The sequence below is a fragment of the Trinickia caryophylli genome, from assembly GCF_034424545.1.
Classification (GTDB): Bacteria; Pseudomonadota; Gammaproteobacteria; order Burkholderiales; family Burkholderiaceae; genus Trinickia; species Trinickia caryophylli.
Genome location: NZ_CP139970.1, coordinates 1,251,965 through 1,273,950 on the forward strand (window position 1 = coordinate 1,251,965; position 21,986 = coordinate 1,273,950).

The 21,986-nt window shown below is 64.4% G+C and carries 20 protein-coding genes and 2 pseudogenes; 11 read left to right on the top strand and 11 right to left on the bottom strand.

Translation table 11 applies throughout. From position 1 onward, the window contains the following. The first annotated feature begins 191 nt into the window (after positions 1-191). Positions 192-701: a DUF1269 domain-containing protein gene (locus tag U0034_RS05705; protein ID WP_085223537.1), complete on the top strand. Its 510-nt coding sequence runs from the start codon at positions 192-194 to the stop codon at positions 699-701. A gap of 604 nt (positions 702-1,305) precedes the next feature. On the opposite strand, the gene U0034_RS05710 is transcribed toward U0034_RS05705, so the two are convergent. The 3 genes and pseudogenes from U0034_RS05710 to U0034_RS05720 all read right to left on the bottom strand — a co-directional run. After that, entirely contained in the window at positions 1,306-1,968 is a 663-nt protein-coding gene (locus U0034_RS05710; protein ID WP_327197046.1) for an MAE_28990/MAE_18760 family HEPN-like nuclease, read from the bottom strand. 14 nt (positions 1,969-1,982) lie between these two features. After that, the gene (locus U0034_RS05715) at positions 1,983-3,107 is read right to left on the bottom strand and encodes a DUF262 domain-containing protein (RefSeq protein ID WP_199187059.1); all 1,125 of its coding nucleotides are present in this window, start codon (positions 3,105-3,107) and stop codon (positions 1,983-1,985) included. A gap of 312 nt (positions 3,108-3,419) precedes the next feature. Next, a pseudogene (locus U0034_RS05720) lies at positions 3,420-3,750 on the bottom strand (addiction module antidote protein); the annotation flags it as partial. Positions 3,751-3,912: 162 nt separating this feature from the next. Here U0034_RS05720 and U0034_RS05725 point away from each other — a divergent pair. Continuing rightward, positions 3,913-5,344: pseudogene (locus tag U0034_RS05725) on the top strand (DEAD/DEAH box helicase). Between the two features lie 88 nt (positions 5,345-5,432). Here U0034_RS05725 and U0034_RS05730 read toward each other — a convergent pair. The 4 genes from U0034_RS05730 to U0034_RS05745 all read right to left on the bottom strand — a co-directional run bounded on the left by U0034_RS05730 (position 5,433) and on the right by U0034_RS05745 (position 10,823). Continuing rightward, positions 5,433-6,689, bottom strand: coding sequence for a phosphotransferase enzyme family protein (locus U0034_RS05730; protein ID WP_085223533.1), 1,257 nt, complete (start codon positions 6,687-6,689; stop codon positions 5,433-5,435). A 23-nt stretch (positions 6,690-6,712) separates the two neighbouring features. Then, positions 6,713-7,351, bottom strand: coding sequence for a nicotinamide riboside transporter PnuC (gene pnuC, locus U0034_RS05735; protein ID WP_085223531.1), 639 nt, complete (start codon positions 7,349-7,351; stop codon positions 6,713-6,715). A 50-nt stretch (positions 7,352-7,401) separates the two neighbouring features. Beyond that, the gene (locus U0034_RS05740; RefSeq protein ID WP_233211921.1) at positions 7,402-9,672 is read right to left on the bottom strand and encodes a TonB-dependent siderophore receptor; all 2,271 of its coding nucleotides are present in this window, start codon (positions 9,670-9,672) and stop codon (positions 7,402-7,404) included. A 212-nt stretch (positions 9,673-9,884) separates the two neighbouring features. Beyond that, positions 9,885-10,823, bottom strand: coding sequence for a LysR substrate-binding domain-containing protein (locus tag U0034_RS05745; protein WP_085223528.1), 939 nt, complete (start codon positions 10,821-10,823; stop codon positions 9,885-9,887). A 118-nt stretch (positions 10,824-10,941) separates the two neighbouring features. Here U0034_RS05745 and U0034_RS05750 point away from each other — a divergent pair, with 118 nt between their 5' ends. Together U0034_RS05750 and U0034_RS05755 are read left to right on the top strand one after the other, a co-directional pair. Then, positions 10,942-12,189, top strand: coding sequence for a multidrug effflux MFS transporter (locus tag U0034_RS05750; protein ID WP_085223526.1), 1,248 nt, complete (start codon positions 10,942-10,944; stop codon positions 12,187-12,189). Positions 12,190-12,370: 181 nt separating this feature from the next. Then, positions 12,371-12,511 (top strand): hypothetical protein, encoded by a 141-nt coding sequence (locus tag U0034_RS05755; RefSeq protein WP_170151685.1) that lies wholly within the window; start codon positions 12,371-12,373, stop codon positions 12,509-12,511. A gap of 49 nt (positions 12,512-12,560) precedes the next feature. Here the strand turns inward: U0034_RS05755 and U0034_RS05760 are convergent, their stop codons facing one another. Together U0034_RS05760 and gntR are read right to left on the bottom strand one after the other, a co-directional pair. Further along, positions 12,561-13,760 (bottom strand): anthrax toxin-like adenylyl cyclase domain-containing protein, encoded by a 1,200-nt coding sequence (locus U0034_RS05760; RefSeq protein ID WP_199187057.1) that lies wholly within the window; start codon positions 13,758-13,760, stop codon positions 12,561-12,563. A gap of 120 nt (positions 13,761-13,880) precedes the next feature. Next, positions 13,881-14,909, bottom strand: coding sequence for an HTH-type transcriptional regulator GntR (gene gntR, locus U0034_RS05765; protein ID WP_085223524.1), 1,029 nt, complete (start codon positions 14,907-14,909; stop codon positions 13,881-13,883). Between the two features lie 153 nt (positions 14,910-15,062). Between gntR and U0034_RS05770 the strand changes: the two genes are divergently transcribed. Both U0034_RS05770 and U0034_RS05775 read left to right on the top strand, forming a co-directional pair. Further along, positions 15,063-15,599, top strand: a complete 537-nt coding sequence (locus U0034_RS05770; RefSeq protein WP_085224388.1) for a gluconokinase — start codon at positions 15,063-15,065, stop codon at positions 15,597-15,599. Between the two features lie 92 nt (positions 15,600-15,691). Further along, positions 15,692-17,014: an MFS transporter gene (locus tag U0034_RS05775; protein WP_085223521.1), complete on the top strand. Its 1,323-nt coding sequence runs from the start codon at positions 15,692-15,694 to the stop codon at positions 17,012-17,014. An 87-nt stretch (positions 17,015-17,101) separates the two neighbouring features. Here the strand turns inward: U0034_RS05775 and U0034_RS05780 are convergent, their stop codons facing one another. Then, complete coding sequence (locus U0034_RS05780; protein WP_085223519.1) at positions 17,102-17,962, bottom strand: MBL fold metallo-hydrolase; 861 nt, start codon at positions 17,960-17,962, stop codon at positions 17,102-17,104. Between the two features lie 106 nt (positions 17,963-18,068). Between U0034_RS05780 and U0034_RS05785 the strand changes: the two genes are divergently transcribed. From U0034_RS05785 to U0034_RS05805, 5 genes are read left to right on the top strand one after another with little or no spacing between them, the layout of a single operon-like run. Next, on the top strand, positions 18,069-18,398 hold the full coding sequence (locus U0034_RS05785) for an ArsR/SmtB family transcription factor (RefSeq protein WP_386091981.1): 330 nt from the start codon (positions 18,069-18,071) through the stop codon (positions 18,396-18,398). Then, positions 18,395-18,820, top strand: coding sequence for a YeeE/YedE family protein (locus tag U0034_RS05790; protein WP_085223515.1), 426 nt, complete (start codon positions 18,395-18,397; stop codon positions 18,818-18,820). Before U0034_RS05785 ends, U0034_RS05790 begins: the two co-directional genes overlap by 4 nt. Before the next feature lies 1 nt (position 18,821). Further along, a complete protein-coding gene (locus U0034_RS05795) occupies positions 18,822-19,247 on the top strand; it encodes a DUF6691 family protein (protein ID WP_085223513.1) in 426 nt (141 codons plus the stop codon). Between the two features lie 14 nt (positions 19,248-19,261). Continuing rightward, positions 19,262-20,557, top strand: a complete 1,296-nt coding sequence (locus tag U0034_RS05800) for an NAD(P)/FAD-dependent oxidoreductase (protein WP_085223511.1) — start codon at positions 19,262-19,264, stop codon at positions 20,555-20,557. Between the two features lie 2 nt (positions 20,558-20,559). Beyond that, a complete protein-coding gene (locus tag U0034_RS05805) occupies positions 20,560-21,384 on the top strand; it encodes a sulfite exporter TauE/SafE family protein (RefSeq protein ID WP_085223509.1) in 825 nt (274 codons plus the stop codon). Positions 21,385-21,394: 10 nt separating this feature from the next. On the opposite strand, the gene U0034_RS05810 is transcribed toward U0034_RS05805, so the two are convergent. After that, complete coding sequence (locus tag U0034_RS05810) at positions 21,395-21,916, bottom strand: hypothetical protein (protein ID WP_233211920.1); 522 nt, start codon at positions 21,914-21,916, stop codon at positions 21,395-21,397. Between the last annotated feature and the right edge of the window lie 70 nt (positions 21,917-21,986).

The following is a 21,986-nucleotide window of genomic DNA, read 5'->3' on the forward strand; positions in this document are numbered from 1 at the left end:
CTGGGGGCCGGATCATAAACCGTTGAATCATCGACGCAGTGAGGATCGAGGTGCCACGCGAGTTACGCGTTTCGCGCAAAACCGGGCGGATCCTCTGCCTGTGTGGGCCCGCACGAGCTGATTGTCTGCGGCAGGCGTACGATAGACAGCATCGTTCCGTTGTGGGACGGCCTGATGAATGGAGGGTCGAGATGAGACGCCTTTACTTCCTGGCACCTGACACGACGACGGCAAGGGCGATCGTAGACGACTTGCTTCGGACGCGGATCACGTGGCGACACATCCATGTACTCGCGAATCACAGCGTCGCACTTGAAGAGTTGCCTGAGGCATCGTTGCTGCAGAGCAGCGACGTCGTGCATTCGCTTGAACGCGGCGTGGCGCTCGGCGGTGCGACCGGCGCCCTGCTCGGCCTCGTGGCGCTGGTATTTCCGCCCGCGGAACTCGCTATTGCGGGCGGAGCCGTTGTCGCATTGACGTTGGCGGGTGCGGGCTTCGGGGCCTGGACGGCCGCCATGATCGGCGTCGATGAACCGAACGCGCGACTCGAGCGCTTTCGTGACGCCATACGTGACGGCCAGCTGTTGATCATGGCCGACGTCGCTGCATCGCGAGAACAAGAGATCGAGCAGATGGTCGCGCAGCATGTTCCGAAGGCGCATCTCGAAGGGGCCGAGCCCACCACGCCGATTTTTCCTTGAAAAGGCTCTCCGCTGCCGGCAAACTGGTCAAACGGTATCGATGAGCGGTTCATCAGAGGCACGGCTCCGGCTCGAAAAGAAAATGAAGCGATTTTCCCCGACGGAGCTATCTGATCTTCTCTACGAAGGCGAGCAGCGGCCGGGCGATATGGAGCTTAAGAAAGGCTGCGGACGGCCATGATGCGACGTTCGCATGCGGCGTCGCTCAGACGTTCAGACATCGGTTCTACTCAGGAACCGGCCATTCGATTCCCAACAGTGAAGTGCTCTTTGTCGGCCTCAGCGGTCGTTCGACGCGAGGGCTGCCGATGGACGAAGGAAGCCAGAAATCGGTCGGTCAAGATGCGGCACGGGAAACCGCAGAGTAAAGAAGCATGTCGGCCGTGAGCTGCCGGCAGCGCCAAGAAGAAGCGGTCATTAACGCTCGCATTATGCGGTGCTGGAGCGCAAAGCACGGAAAGTCGTTACGCGGCGATGCGGAATTCTTCTTGGCGTCAAACAACGCTTATTGAAGGGGATCTAACGTTGAAATTGACCTGTGCGCGGAGGCATTGCGCTGCGGGGCGTACCCTCACCAGCACGCCTCGTGGCGCAATGCCGGTATTCATCGGGTGTACTGCTTCTCGTCGACATAGGCGTCGAGCGAACCCAGTAGATGCAATATGACTTCGTCGACGCGCTTAGCAATACCAAGCATGTCGTTCGTCGCTTTGGAGCGTCCGAAGGTCACGGGATCAATGTGCCCGTGTGCGATTTCGTTCCGACCATCTGCTAAGTCTTTCAAGGCAATCCGATGTAGAGGGCTGGGAACGCTTGGTGCATTGAGGCCAAGGACTAACCAGATCGTATCAAGATGCTCGCCCCGGATGGTTCTCCCGTCAAGAGGCAGTATGTTCTCTGCCAAGAGTGCTGGTTTCGCTTCGGCAGTACGAAGGAACATCGCGATCTTCTGCTCCCACGAACTGCTTCTGCTTCGATCCGCAATCGAGGCGAACTCCGCATCGCAAAGCAGAGAGAATAGACTGAACCGGAGATCCCTGACGGGTACCGCCAGTTGCGTGATTTCGCGCAAGGTCGCTTGCAGCGAGTCTCGGATGATTCGCTCAAGGAGTGCGGCTAGCCAGACGTAGGCTGAGGCTCGTACGGCGGCACCTCTCTCTTGAACTGGCGAAGATGGTGAAATCACTGCGGTATCCGCGTGGGCTATGTCTGCCCGGACTCGAGCGAGTTCACGAGTCGCGAGCATGAGTTCCGAAGTAAATCGCATCCTGCAAGCTCAGTCTAGCCCCCGAGGAGCTTCTCGGCGCGCGCGTTGCGAGCTTCGAAGGACGACTTGGTATTTGTTCCTTTTGTGCTGGACTTCAGAAGATCCGCGTCGTTGAACCAATCTGCTTGGGGTGTCTTCAGCTTCTTGCCTGCTTTCAAAATCCGGCCAGCACCCACCAAAACGGCTTCCAATTGGTTGAGAGGAGTATTTCCATAGCCCTTCCGGAGCAACGGCCCTCCGGTGATCTTGAAAATACCGTCAATGACGCTATTGAACAGCTTTCGACATTGGTCAAGATCAAGCTGCGGTCCTGATTCCTTCATGTATCGGTTAAGGAGCGACTTGACGTTTCCGTCGTACTTGTCGGCCCAGTTCAAGTATGCGAAGAACTTGAGTACAAGCTCCTCCCGCGTCCCGTCGTTCTGATGGACTGATTGAAGTTTTACCAACTTCTTAAAGGTAGGTTGTTCTCCAAGCTCTCGCAGCAGTTCGGCGAACGGGCCGCGATAAATACACGCACGGACCTCCTGAGGGCTAAGTGATACCCCTCCCTTGTTCAAACGCTCGAACACCTCAAACCGGATTTCCGGATCACTCTTGTCGCTCAGGGCCGTGACGCGCAACGATCGCTTTCCGAACTGCAATCGGATAGGCGTCGGCAAGTCCGAGTAGCGGTACGTGTTGAACGACGGGAGCTTTCGGAGTTCAGTCAAGCAGAGCGACTCTTCTTTTCCGAGTTGTTTCAACGTCACCGGGCTAACCGACATGAAGTGAATAAGGGTGGACAAGCGCTGCAGGCCATCCACTACTTCCCATGTGCCGTCTGGGTTCGAAGCGACGTAGATGCTGGGCACTGGAAGTCCCAAGAAGAGTGACTCGATTAAATAGGACTCGTCTTCTTCGGACCACCTAAACTTTCGTTGATACTCGGGCGCCCGAATCAACTCGTTTGCCTCGGCCATGCGCACGATCTCACCGAGAGTGAGATCGTAGTTGTCGACATCGACCTGTCGGCGCTGCTCATCGAGCTCAGACTGAAGCAGCAGAGGTTGTTTGTCGGTCATTTTTCTGGCAGTTGATTGAGTGACTCCGTAATTATACAGGCGTCGGGTAAGCCCCACTCGAACGATCGCTTCCACGCAGATTTCGGTCATCGACCGGGCGGAATTGGACGACCGCTATGGCCAAGCTGCGCCCTTGTAGAATTGGCTTGGATGACCGGACCACTCAGTTAGCCGCCATTGAATCACAGAAAGCCTGACCGGCAGTTGAGGGTCGACAAGACTCATTCGCCGTTCGAGTGGAAACACCTTGCGAGGCCGGTTCGGCGACTCGAAAGCTGGCTGGATTAGGCGTCAGGCGTGTGCTGTGCTGTGGGCTCGGGTACGGCTCTTCGAGGTCGTGCTGCCCGCTCGCTTCGCGACCGACCGTGCCTTCTTAGCCACCAGGGCCTTCGTCGCTGTTTTGGCTTTGGTGGCGGCTTTCGGCACTGCCTCGGGCTTTGCCAGTGTGAGGTGCAGGCCCATCGCCCCGATCACCTTCATGATCGTCGCGAACTCAGCATTTCCCTTGTTGGAGAGCGCGCGATACAGCGCTTCGCGCGCGATACCCGACTCGCGTGCGAGTGCTGTCATACCACGAGCCTTTATCTACGTCGCCAAGTGCCGCCTGGATCTCGACCGGATCTCCACCCTCAAACGCTTGCGCGAGATACAGCCGGTAGTCGTTTTCATCCTTCAGATACTTCGACGCGTCGAATTCCATCAACTCGCTGACTTTCATGTCAAAACTCCAACTCTTTTGCGATGACCTTGGGTCGACTTCGGCCGATGCCCCCAGCCCTTCCAGACCACCCGCCAAAAAAGCAACGCGTCGAGCCTCGACCATCGGCCTTTCAACACAGCCGGTAACGACTAGAATTGCACCTTTAGCCGGAATACGCCAATGTCCTTTGCTTCGCTTGGCCTGATCGATCCCCTGCTGCGTAATGTGCAGGACCTCAACTACCGGACCCCTACGCCGGTGCAGGCCAAGGCGATTCCCGCTGTGCTAAGCGGCAAGGACGTCATGGCGGAGGCACAGACCGGCACTGGCAAAACGGCGGGTTTTGCGCTGCCGCTGCTGCAGCGGCTGGTGCAACACGGCCCCGCTGTCTCCAGCAACCGCGTGCGTGTTCTGGTGCTGGTGCCCACGCGTGAACTGGCTGAACAAGTGCTGCAAAGCTTTATCGACTACGGCAACGGCCTCGACTTGCGATTGCTGGCCGCCTACGGCGGCGTCAGCATCAACCCGCAGATGATGAAGTTGCGCAAAGGCGTCGATGTGCTCGTTGCCACGCCGGGCCGTTTGTTGGATCTCAATCGCCAGAACGCGGTCCAGTTCGATCAAATACAAACGCTGGTGCTGGACGAAGCCGACCGCATGCTGGATCTGGGCTTTGCGCGCGAACTCAACGCCATCTTCGTTGCCTTGCCCGCTCGGCGCCAGACCCTGCTGTTTTCCGCCACATTTACCGATGACATCCGGGCCATGGCGGCGAGCATTCTTCGCGCCCCGGTCAACATCAGCGTCAGCCCGCCCAATACCACCGCCAGCAACGTCAAGCAGTGGGTGGTACCGGTGGACAAAAGGAACAAGCCTGACCTCTTCATGCACCTTGTCGCCGAGAACCACTGGGAGCACGCGCTGGTGTTCGTCAAAACCCGCAATGGCGTGGATTATCTCGCAGCCTTGCTGGACGACGCAGGCTATGCGGTCGACACCATTCACGGTGACAAGCCGCAACCCGCCCGCCTCCGCGCGCTGGAGCGCTTCAAGAGCGGCGAAGTCAATATGCTGGTAGCCACCGATGTCGCTGCGCGCGGGCTGGATATCGACGACCTGCCGCTGGTGATCAACGTTGACCTGCCCATCGTGGCGCAGGACTATGTGCACCGTATTGGCCGTACCGGCCGCGCGGGCGCCAGCGGCGTGGCAGTGTCTCTCGTGTGCGCCGATGAAGCGCCGCAACTGGCGGCGATCGAAGCGCTGATCCGGCAAACGCTGCCCCGTAAGGAAGAGCCGGGTTTCGAAGCCGAACACCGCGTGCCGCAAACCAGCACGACGGGCCAGATCATCAAAAAACCCAAAAAGCCCAAGAAGCCCAAGGTGTCGCAAGCTGCGCCCGGCGGCATGCCGGTACTCGGCAAAAAACCGCACGCGCACAGTGGCGAGAGCAAACGCAAGCCCGCGAAACGCGGGTAAAGGTACAAACTTGTCCAGCGGTAATCCGTTCAGCGTGCAAAAGCCTCGCAGCAAGCCGGCCGGCAACCCATCTGCGAATTCGCGTATGCCGACTGGCAAACCCGCAGGTGGCCGAGGCAAACGCCAACCCTGATCCGCGGGGATGAGTAACACGAGCGCCGCAATAGGCTGGGAGGTTTGCAGCCGCACCATCGACGCGAGTTCCAACAACCAAGACCGCTTCACCGCCTGCGCGCGGGCGACGAATACGATGCGCCGCCGCCCGGCGCGCTGTCCGTGGCCGGCGTGGCCCGACGGCTCGCGAGCCACGCCAGCAGCCGCTGACCGTCGTCGCCGAGAAACCACCGTGCGTGCCCGAGCAAATACCCGTCGTAGGCCACGTCGGCCGTTGCGGGCGACGCCAGAATGCCGTCGAAGTACGCCACCTCGGAGAGCGCGAACTCGGTATGCACGATCGGAAGCATGGCGACCAAGGCGGCATAGGCGTCTTCGGCGAGCGGCATCACGGATTCGTACCCGCCAAGCAGCGCGTCGATGTGCTCGAAGCACACCTGCCGCGCATGCGCGGGCGCCAGCCAATCGATGGCGTTGCGCTCGATCGCCAGCGCGAGGTCGTAGACGGCACAGGTCCGATCGCACAGGCCGAAGTCGAGTATCGTGCCCACCTCGGCGCCGTCCGCGCTGCCGGACCAGATCAGATTCGAGGCGTGCCAGTCGCCATGCGTCCATAACGGCTCCAGCGCGGGCAGCAGCGGAGCGAGGCGTGCATGCCACGGCGCGATCGCCTGCGCGATGTCCTCGCGCCAGCGGCGCGTGGCAAGTGCCGCGGCAAGCAGCGGCTGGGTCACAACCCATCGCTCGAGCGCATCGAAAAGGTCGGGCGAAGCCAGCACGCGAAAGCTCGATAGCAACGGCTGCAGCTTGCGCGCGGGTGCGTCGTATCCGCGCGCTGCGCGATGCAGTTCGGCGAGCGCACGGCCGGCCGCGCGCGCGTGCGAACGGTGAAAGAACGGCTTCCACGACATGACGGCGCGGTAGGCATCGACGCCCGGCGCCGCGGTGTGCACTTCGTAGGTCCATTCGCCCATCGTCACGGCGGTGTCGCCCTCGCGCTCGGCAAGCACTTCGGCCAGGGGCATGCCGCGGCTTCGCAGATGAGCCATGAAGCGATGCTCCTCCGCCAGTCCTTCGACGTCGCGAATAAGGCGATGATGGCGTTTGACGAAGAGCGTGCGGCCGCTCGCCACCGCGACGAGAGCGGCGGCCGAAAACGGACGCGGGCTGTGCCAGAGAAACTTCGCGGGCGCGCCGATGCCCTCGTATCGGCCGAAAAGGGCGACGAGCGCATCGTGCGTGATCAAAGGCCAGTCGCGCTCGGCCTGCTCGCCCGCCACACCGAACTGCAGCGGCGCGGCGGCGCTATCCGCGGCAAGCTCTTCGCTGCCGTCGCGCTCGATCCGCGGAGATTCAGGGGACATCGATCGCTTTCCTTCGAAACACGTCATCGGCCACCGTCGCGCAGCGTCACAGCAGCGGCCGGCAACGGCTCGCGCGCCGCCGCGGCCGATGCCCTGCGCCAATCGCGCCAACCCACCGCGGCGAGCACGACGAACCCCGCGTAAAGCGCCGCTGTCGGATAGAGGCCCTTGAATACGAACATCGCGACATAGACGACGTCGACGACGATCCACAGCACCCATGACGCAATATAGCGCCGCGCCGTCCAGTATTGCCCGACGAGACTGAAGGCTGTGAGCGTCGCATCGACGAACGGCAGCGAGGCGTCGGTCCAGCGCGCCATCGCCGCGCCGAGCGCGGCGCTACCCACCGCCGCCGCGAGCAGCCCCGGCAGCAGCGCCGCAAAACCCACGTCGCGCGCGGGCGCGACCTCACCGCGCCCCTCTTCGGCATGCTCGCCGCGCACCCTGCGTTGAGCGAACCAGCGCTGCCAGCCGTAAAACTGCAGCGCGGCAAATGCGCCTTGCAGCAGCATGTCCGAGTAGAGCTTGGCCGCGAAGAAGATCCACGCGTAAAGCGCAACCGACAGCAGGCCGACGGGCCAGCACGACATGCGGCGTCGAGCGGTGAGCCAGATAGCGAGCGCGCTCGCTGCCACGCCGGCGATTTCGATGACGGACATCGGTTCACGGCCTCGGGACGGTTGATCGAATCGGCATGGCCCGCCTTCGCTCAGAAATCGTAGGTCACGGACATGCGCGCCGTGCGCGGTGCGCCGGGAAACAGATAGGCATCGCCTTGCAGTTCGCCCGCATCGCGCCAGTAGGACTTGTCGAACAGGTTGTCGACGGCGAGCCTCACTACCGTCGTGTGCCCGCCGATCTTCGTCGTGTAGCGCGCGCCCACGTTGAAGACGACCCATGCCGGCACGCGCGCGGTGCCCGCTTCGTTTGCGGTGCGGCTCGCGCTGTAATCGACGCCACCGAGCAGATGAAGCCCCGCCACGGCCGGCACCGCGTAATCGGCCGTCAGCGACGCGCGCAACGCCGGCACGTTGATGACCTGATGCCCTTCGTAAGCGGCCGTACCCGAATCGTATGCGCGTGCACGAATCGCGGCCACGCTCGCCGTAAGCGCGATTCGACGCGTGAGCTGGCCGGCGGCGCTCAGCTCGACGCCGTCGTGCCGCTCGGTGCCCTGCTGCACGAATGTGTACCCTGCCGTCGACGCGTCCGGCCGGGCGTACTCGAACGGTTTGCTCAGCGAAAAGATTGCGGCCGTGAGGTCGAGACGGTCGAGCCAGCCATACTTGGCACCCAGTTCGAACTGATGCGATTCAACGGGCGGCAAGAACGCGTAGGCATTGCTCGCGCGCACGGGCGCCTGATCGCCGAGCGAGAGCGCCTTGCCGTAGGACGCATAAAGCGAAAGCGCGCTCGCCGGCTTGTAGACGAGCGCCACTTGCGGCAGGAACACCGACCGGTTCGTGTCGGTGCGCGGGCCGTCGAGGCTGTCCCACGCGTGCTGCCGTAAGAGCACTTGCCGCCCGCCGGCAATGAGTTGCCAGTGCTCGCCGAGCGTAATCCGGTCCGAGCCGAAGACGGCGTACTGCCATGCATCGAGCCGCGGATACGACGGACCGGCCGTATTCGACGACGGCGAGAACGCGACATCGGGCCCATAGATGTTCTCGCTGCCGATGTAGTCGTACACCGCATCGGCCATATGCACTACGCGGCGCGATACGCTCGCGCCGAGCGTCAGTTCGTGCCCGATCGCCCCCGTCGCGAACTTGCCCGTCACGGCCGCGCGCGCTTCGTCGTTGCGCCGGTATTCGCCCGGGCTGCGGTAATCGTAGACGTCGTAATCGCCGTTCGCGCCGAAAAAGTAAGGCGACGTCGTGCCGGCGGCGCAGCTCGCCGCGTAATAGCAGCCGTAGGCGAACGCCGCGTTGTCGTCGATCATCGTTCGGCTGCGGCCGACCGCCACATAAGCGCGCCAGGCATCGTCGAACCGATAGTCGAAGCGGCCGCTTAAATTGAGCGCGTCCGTGGTCGTCGGCTTCGTCCACGATTGGCCGCCGAGCCACTTGTGCGGCGAAGCGTCGGGCACGACCGTGCCGCCAAGCAGTTGATAGCCCGACGCCGAGCGTTGGACCCACTGCTGGAATTCCGCATCGAGCTGCAGGCTCGCACGTGGGCTCATGTCCCAGTCGGCTGCTATCGAGGCAAAGCTGCGCCGCCCGTTCGTACCGTCGACGTACGAGTGCATGTTTTCCTTCGCGGCATTGATTCGGAATCCGAACTGATTGTCGGGCCCGAAACGGCGGCCAAGATCGACGGCGGCCGAAGTCGAGCCGCGGCTGTCCACGCCCGTGCTGATGCTCGCGACGTTGCGCGAGCGCTTCGTCACGTAGTTGACCACGCCGCCCGGCGCAATCACGCCGCCGTCGATTCCGGCGAGACCGTTGAGAATTTCCACGCGCTCCTTGTTCTCGAGCGCAACGTTCTGCTCGCCCGAAATCGTCAGGCCGTTGATACGTATCGCGCTTGCGAGGTCGAGCGGAAAACCGCGGATCGAGAAGTTCTCGAAGTAGCCGACCGGGGCGTAATCGTTATTGACGGAGGCATCGTTTCTGAGCACGTCGCTCGCACGCTTCGCCTGCCAATCGTCGAGTTGCGCGCGCGTCACGACGTTGACCGACGCGGCCGTGTCGCGCAAGCGGGCGTCGTCGTAGCCGGCCACCGATGCGCGCTGCGCGCGCAGGCCGCTCTCCGGGCCGCCCGTCACCGCGACCGTCGGCAGCACGTCGCCGCCCGAAGCCGCGCCTGCATCGGCCGAGGAAGCTGGCACAGAAGCTGGCACAGAGGCAGGCAAAAAAGCGGAAGAAGCAGGCTCGGCTTGCGCGGCCGCGATCTGCGCGGCCGCCAGCGTCATCGTCAACCCGGCGCTCAACCGCATGCCCCGCTGCCGCGACGATTGCGGCGATTTACTTCTTTTCATACTTGATATCGAATCGAATACGCCCGGCGTCAGCCGGCTGCGCATCGTCAGCGCGGCTGATCCAACCACGAACCCGGGGAAAAAGGTGTTCTGTGCAGGCGGTCCCGCGTCGTTAAACGCTACCCGCTCCGGACCTGGCGGCCAGCCTGCACGGGTGAAAACCGCGGCCGCCACTATATCAGCATCGCCATAGGCGGGATCCGCCCCGGGCTTCAACGGGCAAGCACCGGCTCGTCCGCGGGCGGCGGATGGGCGTCGCGCTCGCTCTCGCCCTGCTCGAGCACCTCGAGAAAACGGCGCACGCCAGCGGGCTGCGCGTTGCTACGCCAGAGCACATGGGTTTCCACCGCGAGCGGCAGCCAATCGAGCGATTTGAATACGACTCCGGGCGGATGCATGCGCCGCATGCTCGCCTGCATGACGGCAGCCCCCAGCCCCGCACTCACGAGCCCGAGCGTTGTGGATACCTGCGCAACCTCGAATTGAATATCGGGCGCAAAGCCGCTTGCGGCGCACGCGGCGAGAAAGCGCTCGCGGGCCGCCGGATTGATCGATTTCGGCAGCGCGATCCAGGGCTCGCCGTCGAGTTCTTCAGGGAGGATCTCGCGCCGTTGAGCCAGCCGGTGATCGTGTGCCAGCGCGAGCACGAAGGGTTCGCGCGAGAGCAACTGGCTCGAAAACGACGCGGAGCGCGGCGGCGGCAGGTTGTAGACGAAAGCAACGTCGATGACCGAACGCTCGAGCGCATCGGCCTGCTCCCCGGAACGCATGGCAGCCAGTTTGAGCTTCACGTGCGGATACGCCGCGCGAAACCGCCGCAGCGCGGCCGGCAGGCGCCCGTTGTGAATCACCCCTTCGCAGTAACCGATCGAGACCGTGCACATCTCGCCCTTGCCGACTTGGCGCGCACGCTCTTCGAGCCGGGCCGCCTGGGCCAGCAGTTCCCTCGCCTGCACGAGGAAATCCTTGCCGGCGGGAGTGAGCCGCACACGCTGCCGCACGCGCTCGAAAAGCTGCAAACCGAGATGCGACTCGAGCTGGCGAATCTGGCGGCTGAGCGGCGACTGGGAGATATGCAGCCGCTCGGCGGCCCGCGCCACGTGCTCGGTCTCTGCCACAGCCACGAAATACCGGAGTTGCTGCAATTCCATGATTGAGTCCTCGACAGCATCAACTGTGTCGAATTAAGTCTTGGACAGCATTATATCGAGCACCTAAGCTCCAGGCTCGGCATGTCGCCGCTTGTGCAACACCTCGTCACCGCCCACCATGCAAAGAGACTCCGCCGTCGTCGACCAGCCCCGCTTCGCCATACCGCATGGCATTCTCCTCACCGTGCTCGTGCTGCTGAGCGCAAGCGGGCTCCTCGCATCCGACATCAATCTGCCCGGCATGTCGATTGCCGCACAGGCGCTCGACGCGCCGATCTCGGCGTTGCAGCGCACGTTCAGCGTCTACGTGGTCGGGCTTGCCATCGCGCAGGCGGTCTACGGCCCGCTTTCCGACAGCTTTGGGCGACGCCGGCTCGTCATCGGCGGTATGGCGCTCTATACGGCCGCATCGATCGCGTGCGCGCTCGCCCCGAGCGTCGCGACGTTCGGCGGCGCCCGCATTCTGCAGGCATTCGGGGCGGGTGCCGGCATGGTGATTGGCCGAGCCATCATCAGCGACCTTTTCGATGCGAAGACCGCCGCGCGCATTTTCACGACGATCATGCCGATCGTCGGCGCATCGCCGGCACTCTCGCCGCTCGTGGGCGGCTATCTCACCACCTACGTATCGTGGCGGGCACCGTTCGTCTTCACGGCAGCGCTCGGCGCGCTCGCGCTCGTGCTGCTCGCGGCCTACATTCCCGAGACCGGCCCGCAGTCCGCACGCGATCGGCACTGGTTGCACACTTTCGCGGATTACCCACGACTGCTGGCCGAACCGCGCTTCTGGTCGTATGCGGTCAACGTCTGCGTCGGCTACGCAGCCTACCTCGCCTATCTCGCTGCCTCGCCCGTCATCTTCGAGTCGATGGGACTGTCGGCGAAGGGCATCAGCTACTGCTATATCAGCCTCTCGGTCACCTACATCACCGGCAATCTCGTCTCGCGCCATTGCGCTCGCCATCACTCGCTCGACCGCCTGCTCGGGGTCGGCTACGCGCTCTTCGCCGCGGGCGCGCTCACGCTCGTCGCGCTCGCGGTTCATGGCGTATCCACGCCGTTGCCGCTGGTGCTAGGCGTGTCGCTCGTCACGCTCGCCAACGGCTTTCTCCTGCCTCTCTCGCTCGCGGGCGGCGTCACGAGCTTCCCGTCGAGCGCGGGCGCCGCGTCGGGGTTGATGGGCGCATTGCATCTGAGTGCGGGCGCGCTTGCCATCTACACGATCGCGGCGCTGCCCGGAACCGTGACGGTCCTGGCCTCGTTCGTCGCCGCCATCGCGCTCTTCGGCTGCGTCGCGTACCCGTTGCTGCTGCGGCGATCCATGCGTCCCCGCATCGCGCGCGCCGCAGCCTGCCCTTCGAATTGATTGCTCTGGAGCGATTGAACGTTCGCGCGGCAATGCGGCGAGGCATCTTGATCAACTTGCCCAGGGCCGCATGCGCGATGGCGGCTTTCGGGCAATGGCAGGCCCGATTCGTAAAGGGAACGTAATCCCCTCTTGATAGCATCGTCGCTCCGCCCGTTTTTTAAAGTCAGAGCAAACCGCAATGAAACGAACCTTTCTCTCGCTGATCGCCGTCGCGGCATTCTTCGGTACGATGTCGGAGACGTTCGCCGCCACGCAGCACCATCACCTGGTCTGCCACAAGGTGCACGTCCATCATCATTGGGTGAAGCGCTGCCGCTGATCGCGCGAGGCCGCCCCGCTTTTCCAGCGTAGCGGCCCTTGGTGGTCATTCACCCGAAATACGCCGCCATACGCTCGCGCGCCGCGACGAACGCCGGCCGCCTTACGGAAGTCACTTTCGGCTCCCACAGCGGATTGAGCGGCACATGGTATCCCGCCTCCTTTGCACGGCAGACCAGTTCGGCCAGTTCGTGCTCGTCGTTCACAAGGCAGACCTCCTCGAAGCGCCCGATCTTTTCGGGAAGCGCAAACGTCAGCGGATAGTTGGCCAGGGTATCGGCAGCATGGCTTGCCTCGTCGGCGCCGTGGTGCACGACGGGCTCCCCGTTGCCGACGAGCGCCTCGTTGATCAGCGGAATCATCCTGCGCACCCGTGCCGACACGTTTCCGAGTTCCGCGTCCATCGGGCCGTAGAAGAAAGCGGGCCACGCGTAGTCGGCCTGCAACTGCGGCGGCACGCCATGCCGGTACCTGTCGAGCCTCGCGCGAAAGACGCCGTGCGAGATGTCGGGTACCGGAAGGTTGTCCTCGGGGCCAAGGTGGGCGAGGCGGGGCGCAACGGCGAACAAGTCATAGTCGGCTGTCAAGGGCTTTGCGCCCTCGCGCGGGGGGGCGAGCACTTCGACGGCTTTGCCGTCGAGGCGGATTTCGAACCGCTCGTCACCTGCGCCGTGCCCACTCGCGCGAACCGCATCGAACGTATAGATTTTGCCGCTCGGCGCCTTTGCCTCGAAGCGCGCCGGTGCTCCATGCCGGTCGCGCTCGAGCCGATCGATCATCCCCGCGCTCAGCAATCGGTCGAGGCGCGCGCGACCGAGCACGAGCGGCACCTTGCGCGCGTAGCCATCGAGCAGGCAGGCATTGACTTCGCCGTTGAATTTGCCGAGGTGCTCCGGCCGGTTTTCGAGCTTGCTCAAGCGCTGGTCCGCGCAGATGAAGGCGGCCTGCGGCCCCCAGTTCGCGCTCTTTCCTTTGATATGAAAACCCTTCGTCGGATACCCGTCTTCGATCAGATCGGTAGCCAGCCGATCGACGGGCCGTATGCCGATCAAACACTGGTGTTCCCGCGCGAACGATTGCAGTTTGACGAGATGAGCGCGCACGACGCCGGTAGAACCCGCGACCTGCTCGACGAGCGCGCCGATCCGCTCCTGTTCCTCCACCTGTGCCGATGCGGATGAAGGGGATTGGGCCGGAAAATTGGCGGGATCGACCGAACCCGACGAAAAGCGACTACTGGGTATCAGCACGGCAACCCCTTCTATCGGAATGAACGACGCGCATTGTCGCGAGGCGTTCAACCGCTCACTACGGCGTTCCGAGCCGGGCTTGTCGGTTTTCGGACGTTCGTGGCCGAATCCCAGGCCGTTTTAGGCGCTTTCCCTGACGATGAGTTCGAACCCGAGGTCGATCGAACGCCGGGGGATCGGCTCGCTGTCGATCAGCGCGAGCAGCAGTTGCGCTGCCGTGCGGCCCATCTGGGCCCGCGGGGTGCGTACTGTCGTAAGGCGGGGCACCGAATCCGCCGAGCCAGCCAGGTCGTTGAACCCGACGATCGCGACTTGCTCAGGTACGCGAATACCCTGGCGGCAGGCCTCGTAGAGCGCACCTTGCGCGAGGTCGTCGTTGCCGAAGAAGATGCCGTCGATATCCGGCCGCCGCCTGATCAACTGCATGAACAGCTCGCCGCCGAGCCGGATCGACGACGGTACGGGCGTGAGCACATCGAGTTCGGCGTCATAAAGGCCCTTGCGCTGCAGTACCTGGCGAAAACCTTCGCCCCGCTGCAGCATCCGCACGTCGAGTTGCGCGGCAACGAACGCGTTATGCCGACAGCCGCGCGCGATCAAATGCTCGGCCACGGCCGCGCCCGCCTGGGTCTGCGAGAAGCCAACGCAATAGACGCCCTCTGCCGATGCAAGCTCCATCATGTGCACACAGGGCACGCCGCTCGCGTCGATGAGGCGCCGCGCCGCCTCGGTACGGTCGAAGCCGGTCACGATCATGCCCTGCGGCGGCGAGGCGAGGTAGTGGCGGATCAAGTCCTCCTCGGCGTCACGCGAGTAGTGCGAATTGCCGATCAGGATTTCGAAGCCGCGCGGCCGCAGGACAGCGTGAATAGCTTCGAGCGCATCGGTGAACACATTGTTCGACAGCGACGGAATCAGCACCGCAACATCGTCGCTGCGCGCCGAAGCCAGCGCGCGGGCGGCGGGGTTCGCCACATAGCTGAGTTCCTGCGCGGCCGCCTTCACGCGCGCGACGTACTCGGGCCCGACCGAAGCCAACCCGCGCAAGGCGCGCGAGGCCGTGATCGTGCTGACGCCGGCGAGCCGGGCCACCTCCTCGAGGGTTGGCCGGCCCGTGGCACGGGTTTTCCTGGGTGTCGAGCGAGTCATGATCGGCGTAGGATAGCGCTGTCTTGCTGCTGCGGCAATCCGACCCGAAAAAGGGCCAATCGTCGCGGGAGCTTGCCAGGAGGCCCTCGGAGGCCGCATTGTTTTGAGTACACGAGATAGCGCTGTCTCGCGAGTTTGCAGGAGGAGGAAAGCATGGACCGGGCAATTTCGGCGGTCGTCGTCATGGGCGTGGCCGGCAGCGGCAAAACAAGCGTCGGCAAGGCGCTCGCCGAGCGAATCGGCGGGCAATACGTCGAAGGCGACGCATTTCACCCGGCGGCCAACGTCGAGAAAATGACGCGCGGCATTCCGTTGACCGACGACGACCGGTCCGGCTGGCTCGACAGCCTCGCAGCGGAGCTCGTGCGCCTGAGCGCGCGTGGCGAGCGGCCGGTGCTGGCCTGCTCCGCCCTCAAGCTCCGATATCGCGACCGGCTGCGCAAAGCGGTGCCATCGCTCGGCTTCGTCTTTCTCGACGTGACGAGAGACGAGGCGCTCGCACGCATGGCATCGCGCGCCGGGCATTTCATGCCCACCTCGCTCGTCGATAGTCAGTTCGCCGCGCTCGAGCGCCCGGCCGGCGAGCCCGCCACGCTTCCCCTCGCCGCGGCGTTGCCGCTCGATGCGATCGTCGATCAGGCCGCCGAGTGGTGCGGCAGCCTGTCGGACGCAGGCCGCGCATTTTTGTAACTGCCGAGATAGCGCTATCTCTGATTCGGCTTCCTACGACACGGCAGGATTTCTTTCCGGGGGACACCCCCGGAGCTTTCCGGAGACATGACATGACAACAACCGCAAACGGCCGCATGACCAAGCGGCGCTGGACGATCGGTGTGCTGCTCGGCATCGGGGTGCTCATCAACTACTTCGACCGCATCAACTTATCGGTGGCGGCACCGCAGCTCAAGGAAGCGTTCAACCTGACGCCGGCCGAGATGGGGCTGCTCTTCAGCGCGTTCTTCTGGCCTTATGCGCTGTTGCAGGTGCCGGCCGGCGTGATCCTCGATCGCTTTGGCGTGACGCGCGTCGGACGCTGGGGCGCTTTTCTCTGGGGCCTCGCTTCGGCGATCACCGCATGCGCGGGCGGCTTCGGCGGCATCTTCGCGGCACGCGCCATGCTCGGCGTCGCGGAGGCTCCCGGATTCCCGGTCAGCTCGAAAGCCACCGGTTACTGGTTTCCGCGCGGCGAACGTGCACTGGCCACCGCGATCTTCGATGCGGCCGCCAAATTCTCGAACGTCATCGGCGTGCCGCTCGTCGCGCTCGTGGTGGTGCACATGGGCTGGCGCTGGGGCTTCGGCGTGACGGCCGCGCTGAGCTTCGCCTATTTCTTCGCATTCCTGCTCGTCTATCGCGATCCGAGCCAGGACAAGAAGGTGAACGCGGCCGAGCTCGATTACATCCGCAGCGGCGGCGCAACGCCCGAGGGCACGCCGGGCGCGAGCGTGTTCGGCATGCTCGGCTATCTGCTCAAGAAGTCGAAGGTGTGGGGCCTCACGATCGGCTTTGCCGCATACGGCTATTCGTTCTATCTCTTCTTGACCTGGCTGCCGGGCTATCTCGTGCATACGATGCACATGAACATCCTGACGTCGGCCGAGTACGCAGCGATTCCCTGGGCTGTCGCCACCGTTTCCGACCTGGTCGTGGGCGGCTGGCTCATCGACCATCTGATCCGCCGCGGCCATGACGAAACGCGCGTGCGTAAAGGCGTGCTCGTCACCGGCATGCTGTTCGGCCTCGCCGTGCTCGGCGCCACGCAAACGACGAACCCGGTGTGGGCGATCTTCTGGATTTCGATCGCACTCGGCGGCCTTGCCGCGGCCGCACCGGTCGGCTGGTCCCTGCCCTCGCTCATTGCGCCGAAAGGCGGCGTGGGCACGATCGGCGGCATCATGAACTTCGTCAACAATCTGATGGGCGTGGCCGCGCCGATCGTAACGGGCTTCATCGTCGGCTCGACGAACTCGTTCACGAATGCCTTCATGATCGCCGGTGTGATCCTCGCAATCGGCATCGTGTCGTTCGTCTTCGTGATGGGGCCGATCGAAGCGATTCCCGAGCCCGAGCAAAGCGCTCGCCGCGAGCCCGCGTCGATCGACTGAGATTCCCGCCTTTCTCCTCCAGGCGATGCATGCCGGCCGGCAACGAGCCGTCCGGCTTCCCGCCTCTGCCCTGCCGCTCGACGAACCTCAGAGCACGTCGAGCGGAATCTTCAGGTAGCGCACGCCATTGGACTCCGGCGCCGGCATCTCGCCGGCGCGGATATTGACCTGCACTGCGGGCAAAATCAGCACCGGCATTGCGAGCGTGCGATCGCGCCGCGTGCGCATCTCGACGAAATCGTCCTCGGAAACGCCGTCGTGCAGATGCACGTTCGCGCGCCGCTGCTCCGCCACCGTCGTTTCGCAGCGCACGTCGCGCGTCTCGGGCGGATAGTCGTGACACATGAAGAGCCGGGTTTCCGGCGGAAGCGCCAGCAGCTTTCGCACCGAGCGATAAAGCGTATGCGCGTCGCCGCCCGGAAAATCGCAGCGCGCCGAGCCCACGTCCGGCATGAACAGCGTATCGCCGACGAAAACGGCGTCTCCGATCCGATAAGCGACGTCCGCCGGCGTATGACCCGGCACGTGCAGCGTATGCCCCGTGAGCCCGCCGATCGAAAACGTTTCGTCGTCGGCAAAGAGATGATCGAACTGCGCGCCGTCCTCCGGCACCTCGTCGCCGAGATTGAAAACATCCTTGAACGTGTGCTGAACCGTCGTGATCTCCCGGCCGATCGCGATGCGCCCGCCCAGTTGCGTCTTCAGGTACTGCGCCGCCGATAGATGGTCAGCGTGCGCATGCGTTTCGAGCAGCCATGCCACTTGCAGGCCGCGCGCCCGCACGAAGGCGACGACGCGATCGGCTGACGCCGTCGACGTGCGCCCGGACTTGGGATCGAAGTCGAGCACCGAATCCACGATCGCACACGGCGTACCGTCTCCCGCGTGCACGACATAGGTGAATGTGGACGTGCCCGGATCGTAAAACGGCTCCACCAAAGGCTGCATTGCGCCCTCCCTCTCAACGATATATTGAAAAATAATATATGCGTTCATATAATGAACGTCAACATCAACATCTCGCGCCGGCGGGGTCCGTGCCGCATTTATGGAAATGTCCACTTCATCCGAATCGTTCGTCGGTCTGCGCGAAGCGGCCGCCCAATGCTGCGGGCTGCTCAAGGCCATGGCCCATGAGGACCGGCTGCTGCTGCTGTGCCAGCTCACTGAAGGCGAGCACAACGTGGGCCAACTGGAAGAGCTGGTCGGCATTCGTCAGCCCAGCCTCTCGCAGCACCTCGGCGTGCTGCGAGAAGAGGGTCTCGTCAACGCGCGTCGCGACGGCAAGTACATCTACTACAGTCTCGCCAGCTTCGAAGTCGTCAGCATCATGCAGACCCTCTCTACGCTGTATTGCGGCAAGGTGAAGCGGAAAAGCAAATGACGCTAGACCTTCTGCATTTCACGCCCTGGCTGGCGCTGGCCGGCGGCTTGCTGATCGGCGTGTCCGCCGCGCTCTACATGCTCGGCAACGGCCGGATCGCCGGCATCAGCGGCATGCTCGGCCGTCTCATCGATCCCGCGGCGCATGCCCGCGCCGAGCCCTTTGCATTCGTCGCGGGCCTCGTTGCGGCGCCCTGGGTCTTTCGACTGTTCGCCCCTTTGCCGGGCGTCGAAATCGACGCATCGAGCATGACGCTCGTCGCAGCGGGCCTGCTAGTGGGGCTCGGCACGCGCTATGCCTCGGGCTGCACGAGCGGCCACGGCGTATGCGGTATCTCGCGCGCATCGGCGCGTTCGTTCGCCGCGACGGCCGTCTTCATGGCATTTGGCTTTTTGACCGTTTTCGTGACCCGGCACCTCTGACATGCTGATCCTCAACGCACTGCTGGCCGGCCTGATCTTCGGCATCGGCCTCATCGTCTCCGGCATGGCCAACCCGCAAAAAGTGCTGGGCTTTCTCGACCTCGCCGGCCGCTGGGATCCATCGCTCGCCTTCGTCATGGCCGGCGCGATCGCAATCGCGAGCCTGGCCTACGCATTGGCCAGGCGGCGGCGCGCAAGCCTGCTCGGCGCGCCGATGCAGTGGCCCGCTGCCACACGCGTCGATTGGCGGCTCATCGGCGGCAGCGCCGTGTTCGGCATCGGCTGGGGGCTTGCCGGCTTCTGCCCCGGTCCGGCACTCGTCACGGCCGCGCGCGGAAACGCCCAGGCATTGATTTTTGTCGCCGCCATGCTCGCGGGCATGGCACTCTTCACGCTCATCGAGCGACGCAAAACGACGAAGCACTGAACGGAGACAACGCCATGCACACCCCGCCCGATCGATCGCCCCGCGCAGAACAGCCGGACGCCGCACCGCAATCCGTCGCACCGGCCTGCACCTGGGACGACACGTTCGACGTGGTCGTCATCGGCGGCGGCACGGCCGGCATCGCGGTCACCGCGAGCCTGTTGCGCCGCCAACGCAATCTGAACATCGCGATCATCGAGCCACGCGAGCACCACGACTATCAGCCGGCCTGGACACTCGTGGGCGGTGGCGTATTCGACGTGCGCAAAAGCCGGCGCCCGATGCACGCGGTCATGCCGGCGGGCGTGAACTGGATTCGCGCCTCGGCGGTGCGCGTAGACCCGGAGGAGAACCGCGTTCAACTCGACGACGGCCGAACGGTGCGATACCACGATCTCGTCGTTGCGCCCGGGCTTCGGCTCGCCTGGGAGCGAATCGATGGTCTCGAAAGCGCCCTCGGCAAGAACGGCGTGACCTCCAACTATCGCTACGATCTCGCGCCGTACACGTGGGAGCTCGTACGCGCGATGCGCTCGGGCCCCGCGCTCTTCACACAGCCGGCCATGCCGATCAAATGCGCGGGCGCGCCGCAAAAAGCGCTTTACCTCGCCTGCGATCACTGGCGGAGGCAGGGCGTAATCGATCGAATCGAGGTCGAGTTCGATACGGCCGGCGCCGTGCTCTTCGGCGTGGCGGCATTCGTGCCGCCGTTGATGAAGTATGTGGAGCGCTACCGCGCCAACCTTGCCTTCAATTCGAACCTCGTCGCCATCGACGGCCCGGCCAGGACGGCCTATTTCGATGTCGCCGATGGCAACGGCGGCGTGTCGCGCGTGGCAAAACCGTACGAGATGATCCACGTGGTGCCGCCGCAAGTCGCGCCCGATTTCATCCGCGAAAGCGGCCTCGGCGATGCGGCCGGGTGGTGCGAGGTCGATCACGCCACGCTGCGCCACCCGCGCTACGGCAACGTCTTCGCGCTGGGCGATGCCTGCTCCGCGCCCAACGCGAAGACCGCCGCCGCCGCACGCAAGCAGGCCGTCGTCGTCGCTTCGAATCTGCTGGCCGCACGAGCGGGCGAGCAGATGCCGCGGCGTTACGACGGATACGGCTCCTGTCCGCTCACGGTGGAGCGCGGCAAGGTGATCCTCGCGGAATTCGGCTACGGTGGGCGCCTGCTGCCCACGTTCCCGCTCGACCCGACCAGGCCGCGCACCCTCGCCTGGCTGCTGAAGGCAACGATTCTGCCTCGGTTTTACTGGGCCGGCATGCTGAAGGCGCGCGAGTGGTTCACGGATACGGCGGCCTGAGCATGCCCATGCACGATACGGCTCTACTCGGCGCCGCGCTCGGCTCGGTCGTCGGCGTCATCCTCGCGCTGACCGGTGCGGGCGGCGGCATCGTCGCGGTGCCGTTGCTCGTGTTCGGGCTCGGCGTCGACGTCGCGACCGCGAGTCCGGTCGGGCTTGTGGCGGTCGGGCTCGCCGCCGCATTGGGTACGTGGCTCGGTTTGCGCGAGGCGCGCGTGCGCTACAAGGCGGCTGCGCTCATGGCCCTCTCGGGCTCGCTCGCCTCACCGGCGGGGCTTTGGCTCGCGCGGCGCATCCCCAATACACCATTGATGCTGCTGTTCTCGATACTGCTCCTCTATGTGGCGTGGCGCCTGCTGCAGCAGGCAAATAACGGCGCGCAACCCCATCCTGAAGCCCGGCGCCACGAGCCGGCGTGCCACCTCGATCCGGTCCGCGGCAAGCTCGCCTGGAGCGCGCCGTGCGCCCGGGCGCTGGCAACCTCGGGCCTGGTGGCCGGCCTGCTGTCCGGTCTGCTCGGTGTGGGCGGCGGGTTCGTCGTCGTGCCCGCGCTCAGGCGCGCCTCCGATATCCCAATGGAAGGCATTATCGCCACGTCGCTCGCCGTCATTGCATTGGTTTCGGCGACGGGCGTAGTCGCATCGGCAGCGAGCGGCCATATGCCGTGGGCCGTGGCGATTCCGTTCGCCGCGGGCGCTGTCGCGGGCATGCTCGGGGGGCGGCGCATCGCCCGGCATCTGAGCGCGGCGAAAATTCAGAAGTCGTTTGCCACCTTTGCCGGCATGGTCGCCATCGGCATGGCCGCAAAGGCGCTCTTCGGCAGCTGAAACGCGCTCGTCACCGCTCGCCGCGCCGCATGAGCGCGGCAAGCGTAAAGCCGCCCGCGATGGCCGCATAAACGCAGGCCAGCGAGCGGCCCGACAAATGGTTCTCGAAGCCAGGAGTCAAACGCTTGGGTACGACGCGATAGTCGACGAGATAAGCAGTGGCAGCGGTGGCCGCCGCGGCGGCCAGTGTCGCGGCAGGATGCTCGCGCGGCCTGCGCGGGGCCAGCAGTTCGAACATGACGCCCCAAAATACCGCCGCACCCTGGTGGATTGCGAGGCCTGTCAGCGTATAGCGCGCGCTGCAGCGCGTTTCGTGGAGCGCGTCGTCGGGCCAGAGGCAATGCGTGACGGCATTGATCGGTGCATAGGCCGTCGTCCCTTCCGCCCGCGCCCGGCATCCGGCCATCGCGGCCGCGAGCGCGCCCGCCACCGAGCCGGATGCCACGGTACGACGCCAGAAACACGCGGGCTTCAGGCGGGCAACCACCGCCTGCCATCCTGCGCCGGCCACTTTATTCGCTGAAGAATTCATCGCTGCCTCAACCGCTGCGGGTCTTTTGCCGGCCCCGCCCGCTCTGCCTCGCAGGCGGAGTACAGGGCTC

What these genes read in the sequence shown, in the direction of transcription:
- U0034_RS05740 (WP_233211921.1), bottom strand. Translation starts at nt 9,672, where the DNA reads ATGAAAAGAAGTAAATCGCCGCAATCGTCGCGGCAGCGGGGCATGCGG.
- U0034_RS05745 (WP_085223528.1), bottom strand. Translation starts at nt 10,823, where the DNA reads ATGGAATTGCAGCAACTCCGGTATTTCGTGGCTGTGGCAGAGACCGAG.
- U0034_RS05710 (WP_327197046.1), bottom strand. Translation starts at nt 1,968, where the DNA reads ATGCGATTTACTTCGGAACTCATGCTCGCGACTCGTGAACTCGCTCGA.
- U0034_RS05810 (WP_233211920.1), bottom strand. Translation starts at nt 21,916, where the DNA reads ATGAATTCTTCAGCGAATAAAGTGGCCGGCGCAGGATGGCAGGCGGTG.
- U0034_RS05775 (WP_085223521.1), top strand. Translation starts at nt 15,692, where the DNA reads ATGACAACAACCGCAAACGGCCGCATGACCAAGCGGCGCTGGACGATC.
- U0034_RS05800 (WP_085223511.1), top strand. Translation starts at nt 19,262, where the DNA reads ATGCACACCCCGCCCGATCGATCGCCCCGCGCAGAACAGCCGGACGCC.
- U0034_RS05705 (WP_085223537.1), top strand. Translation starts at nt 192, where the DNA reads ATGAGACGCCTTTACTTCCTGGCACCTGACACGACGACGGCAAGGGCG.
- pnuC (WP_085223531.1), bottom strand. Translation starts at nt 7,351, where the DNA reads ATGTCCGTCATCGAAATCGCCGGCGTGGCAGCGAGCGCGCTCGCTATC.
- U0034_RS05755 (WP_170151685.1), top strand. Translation starts at nt 12,371, where the DNA reads ATGAAACGAACCTTTCTCTCGCTGATCGCCGTCGCGGCATTCTTCGGT.
- U0034_RS05750 (WP_085223526.1), top strand. Translation starts at nt 10,942, where the DNA reads ATGCAAAGAGACTCCGCCGTCGTCGACCAGCCCCGCTTCGCCATACCG.
- U0034_RS05805 (WP_085223509.1), top strand. Translation starts at nt 20,560, where the DNA reads ATGCCCATGCACGATACGGCTCTACTCGGCGCCGCGCTCGGCTCGGTC.
- U0034_RS05785 (WP_386091981.1), top strand. Translation starts at nt 18,069, where the DNA reads ATGTCCACTTCATCCGAATCGTTCGTCGGTCTGCGCGAAGCGGCCGCC.
- U0034_RS05780 (WP_085223519.1), bottom strand. Translation starts at nt 17,962, where the DNA reads ATGCAGCCTTTGGTGGAGCCGTTTTACGATCCGGGCACGTCCACATTC.
- U0034_RS05790 (WP_085223515.1), top strand. Translation starts at nt 18,395, where the DNA reads ATGACGCTAGACCTTCTGCATTTCACGCCCTGGCTGGCGCTGGCCGGC.
- gntR (WP_085223524.1), bottom strand. Translation starts at nt 14,909, where the DNA reads ATGACTCGCTCGACACCCAGGAAAACCCGTGCCACGGGCCGGCCAACC.
- U0034_RS05770 (WP_085224388.1), top strand. Translation starts at nt 15,063, where the DNA reads ATGGACCGGGCAATTTCGGCGGTCGTCGTCATGGGCGTGGCCGGCAGC.
- U0034_RS05730 (WP_085223533.1), bottom strand. Translation starts at nt 6,689, where the DNA reads ATGTCCCCTGAATCTCCGCGGATCGAGCGCGACGGCAGCGAAGAGCTT.
- U0034_RS05795 (WP_085223513.1), top strand. Translation starts at nt 18,822, where the DNA reads ATGCTGATCCTCAACGCACTGCTGGCCGGCCTGATCTTCGGCATCGGC.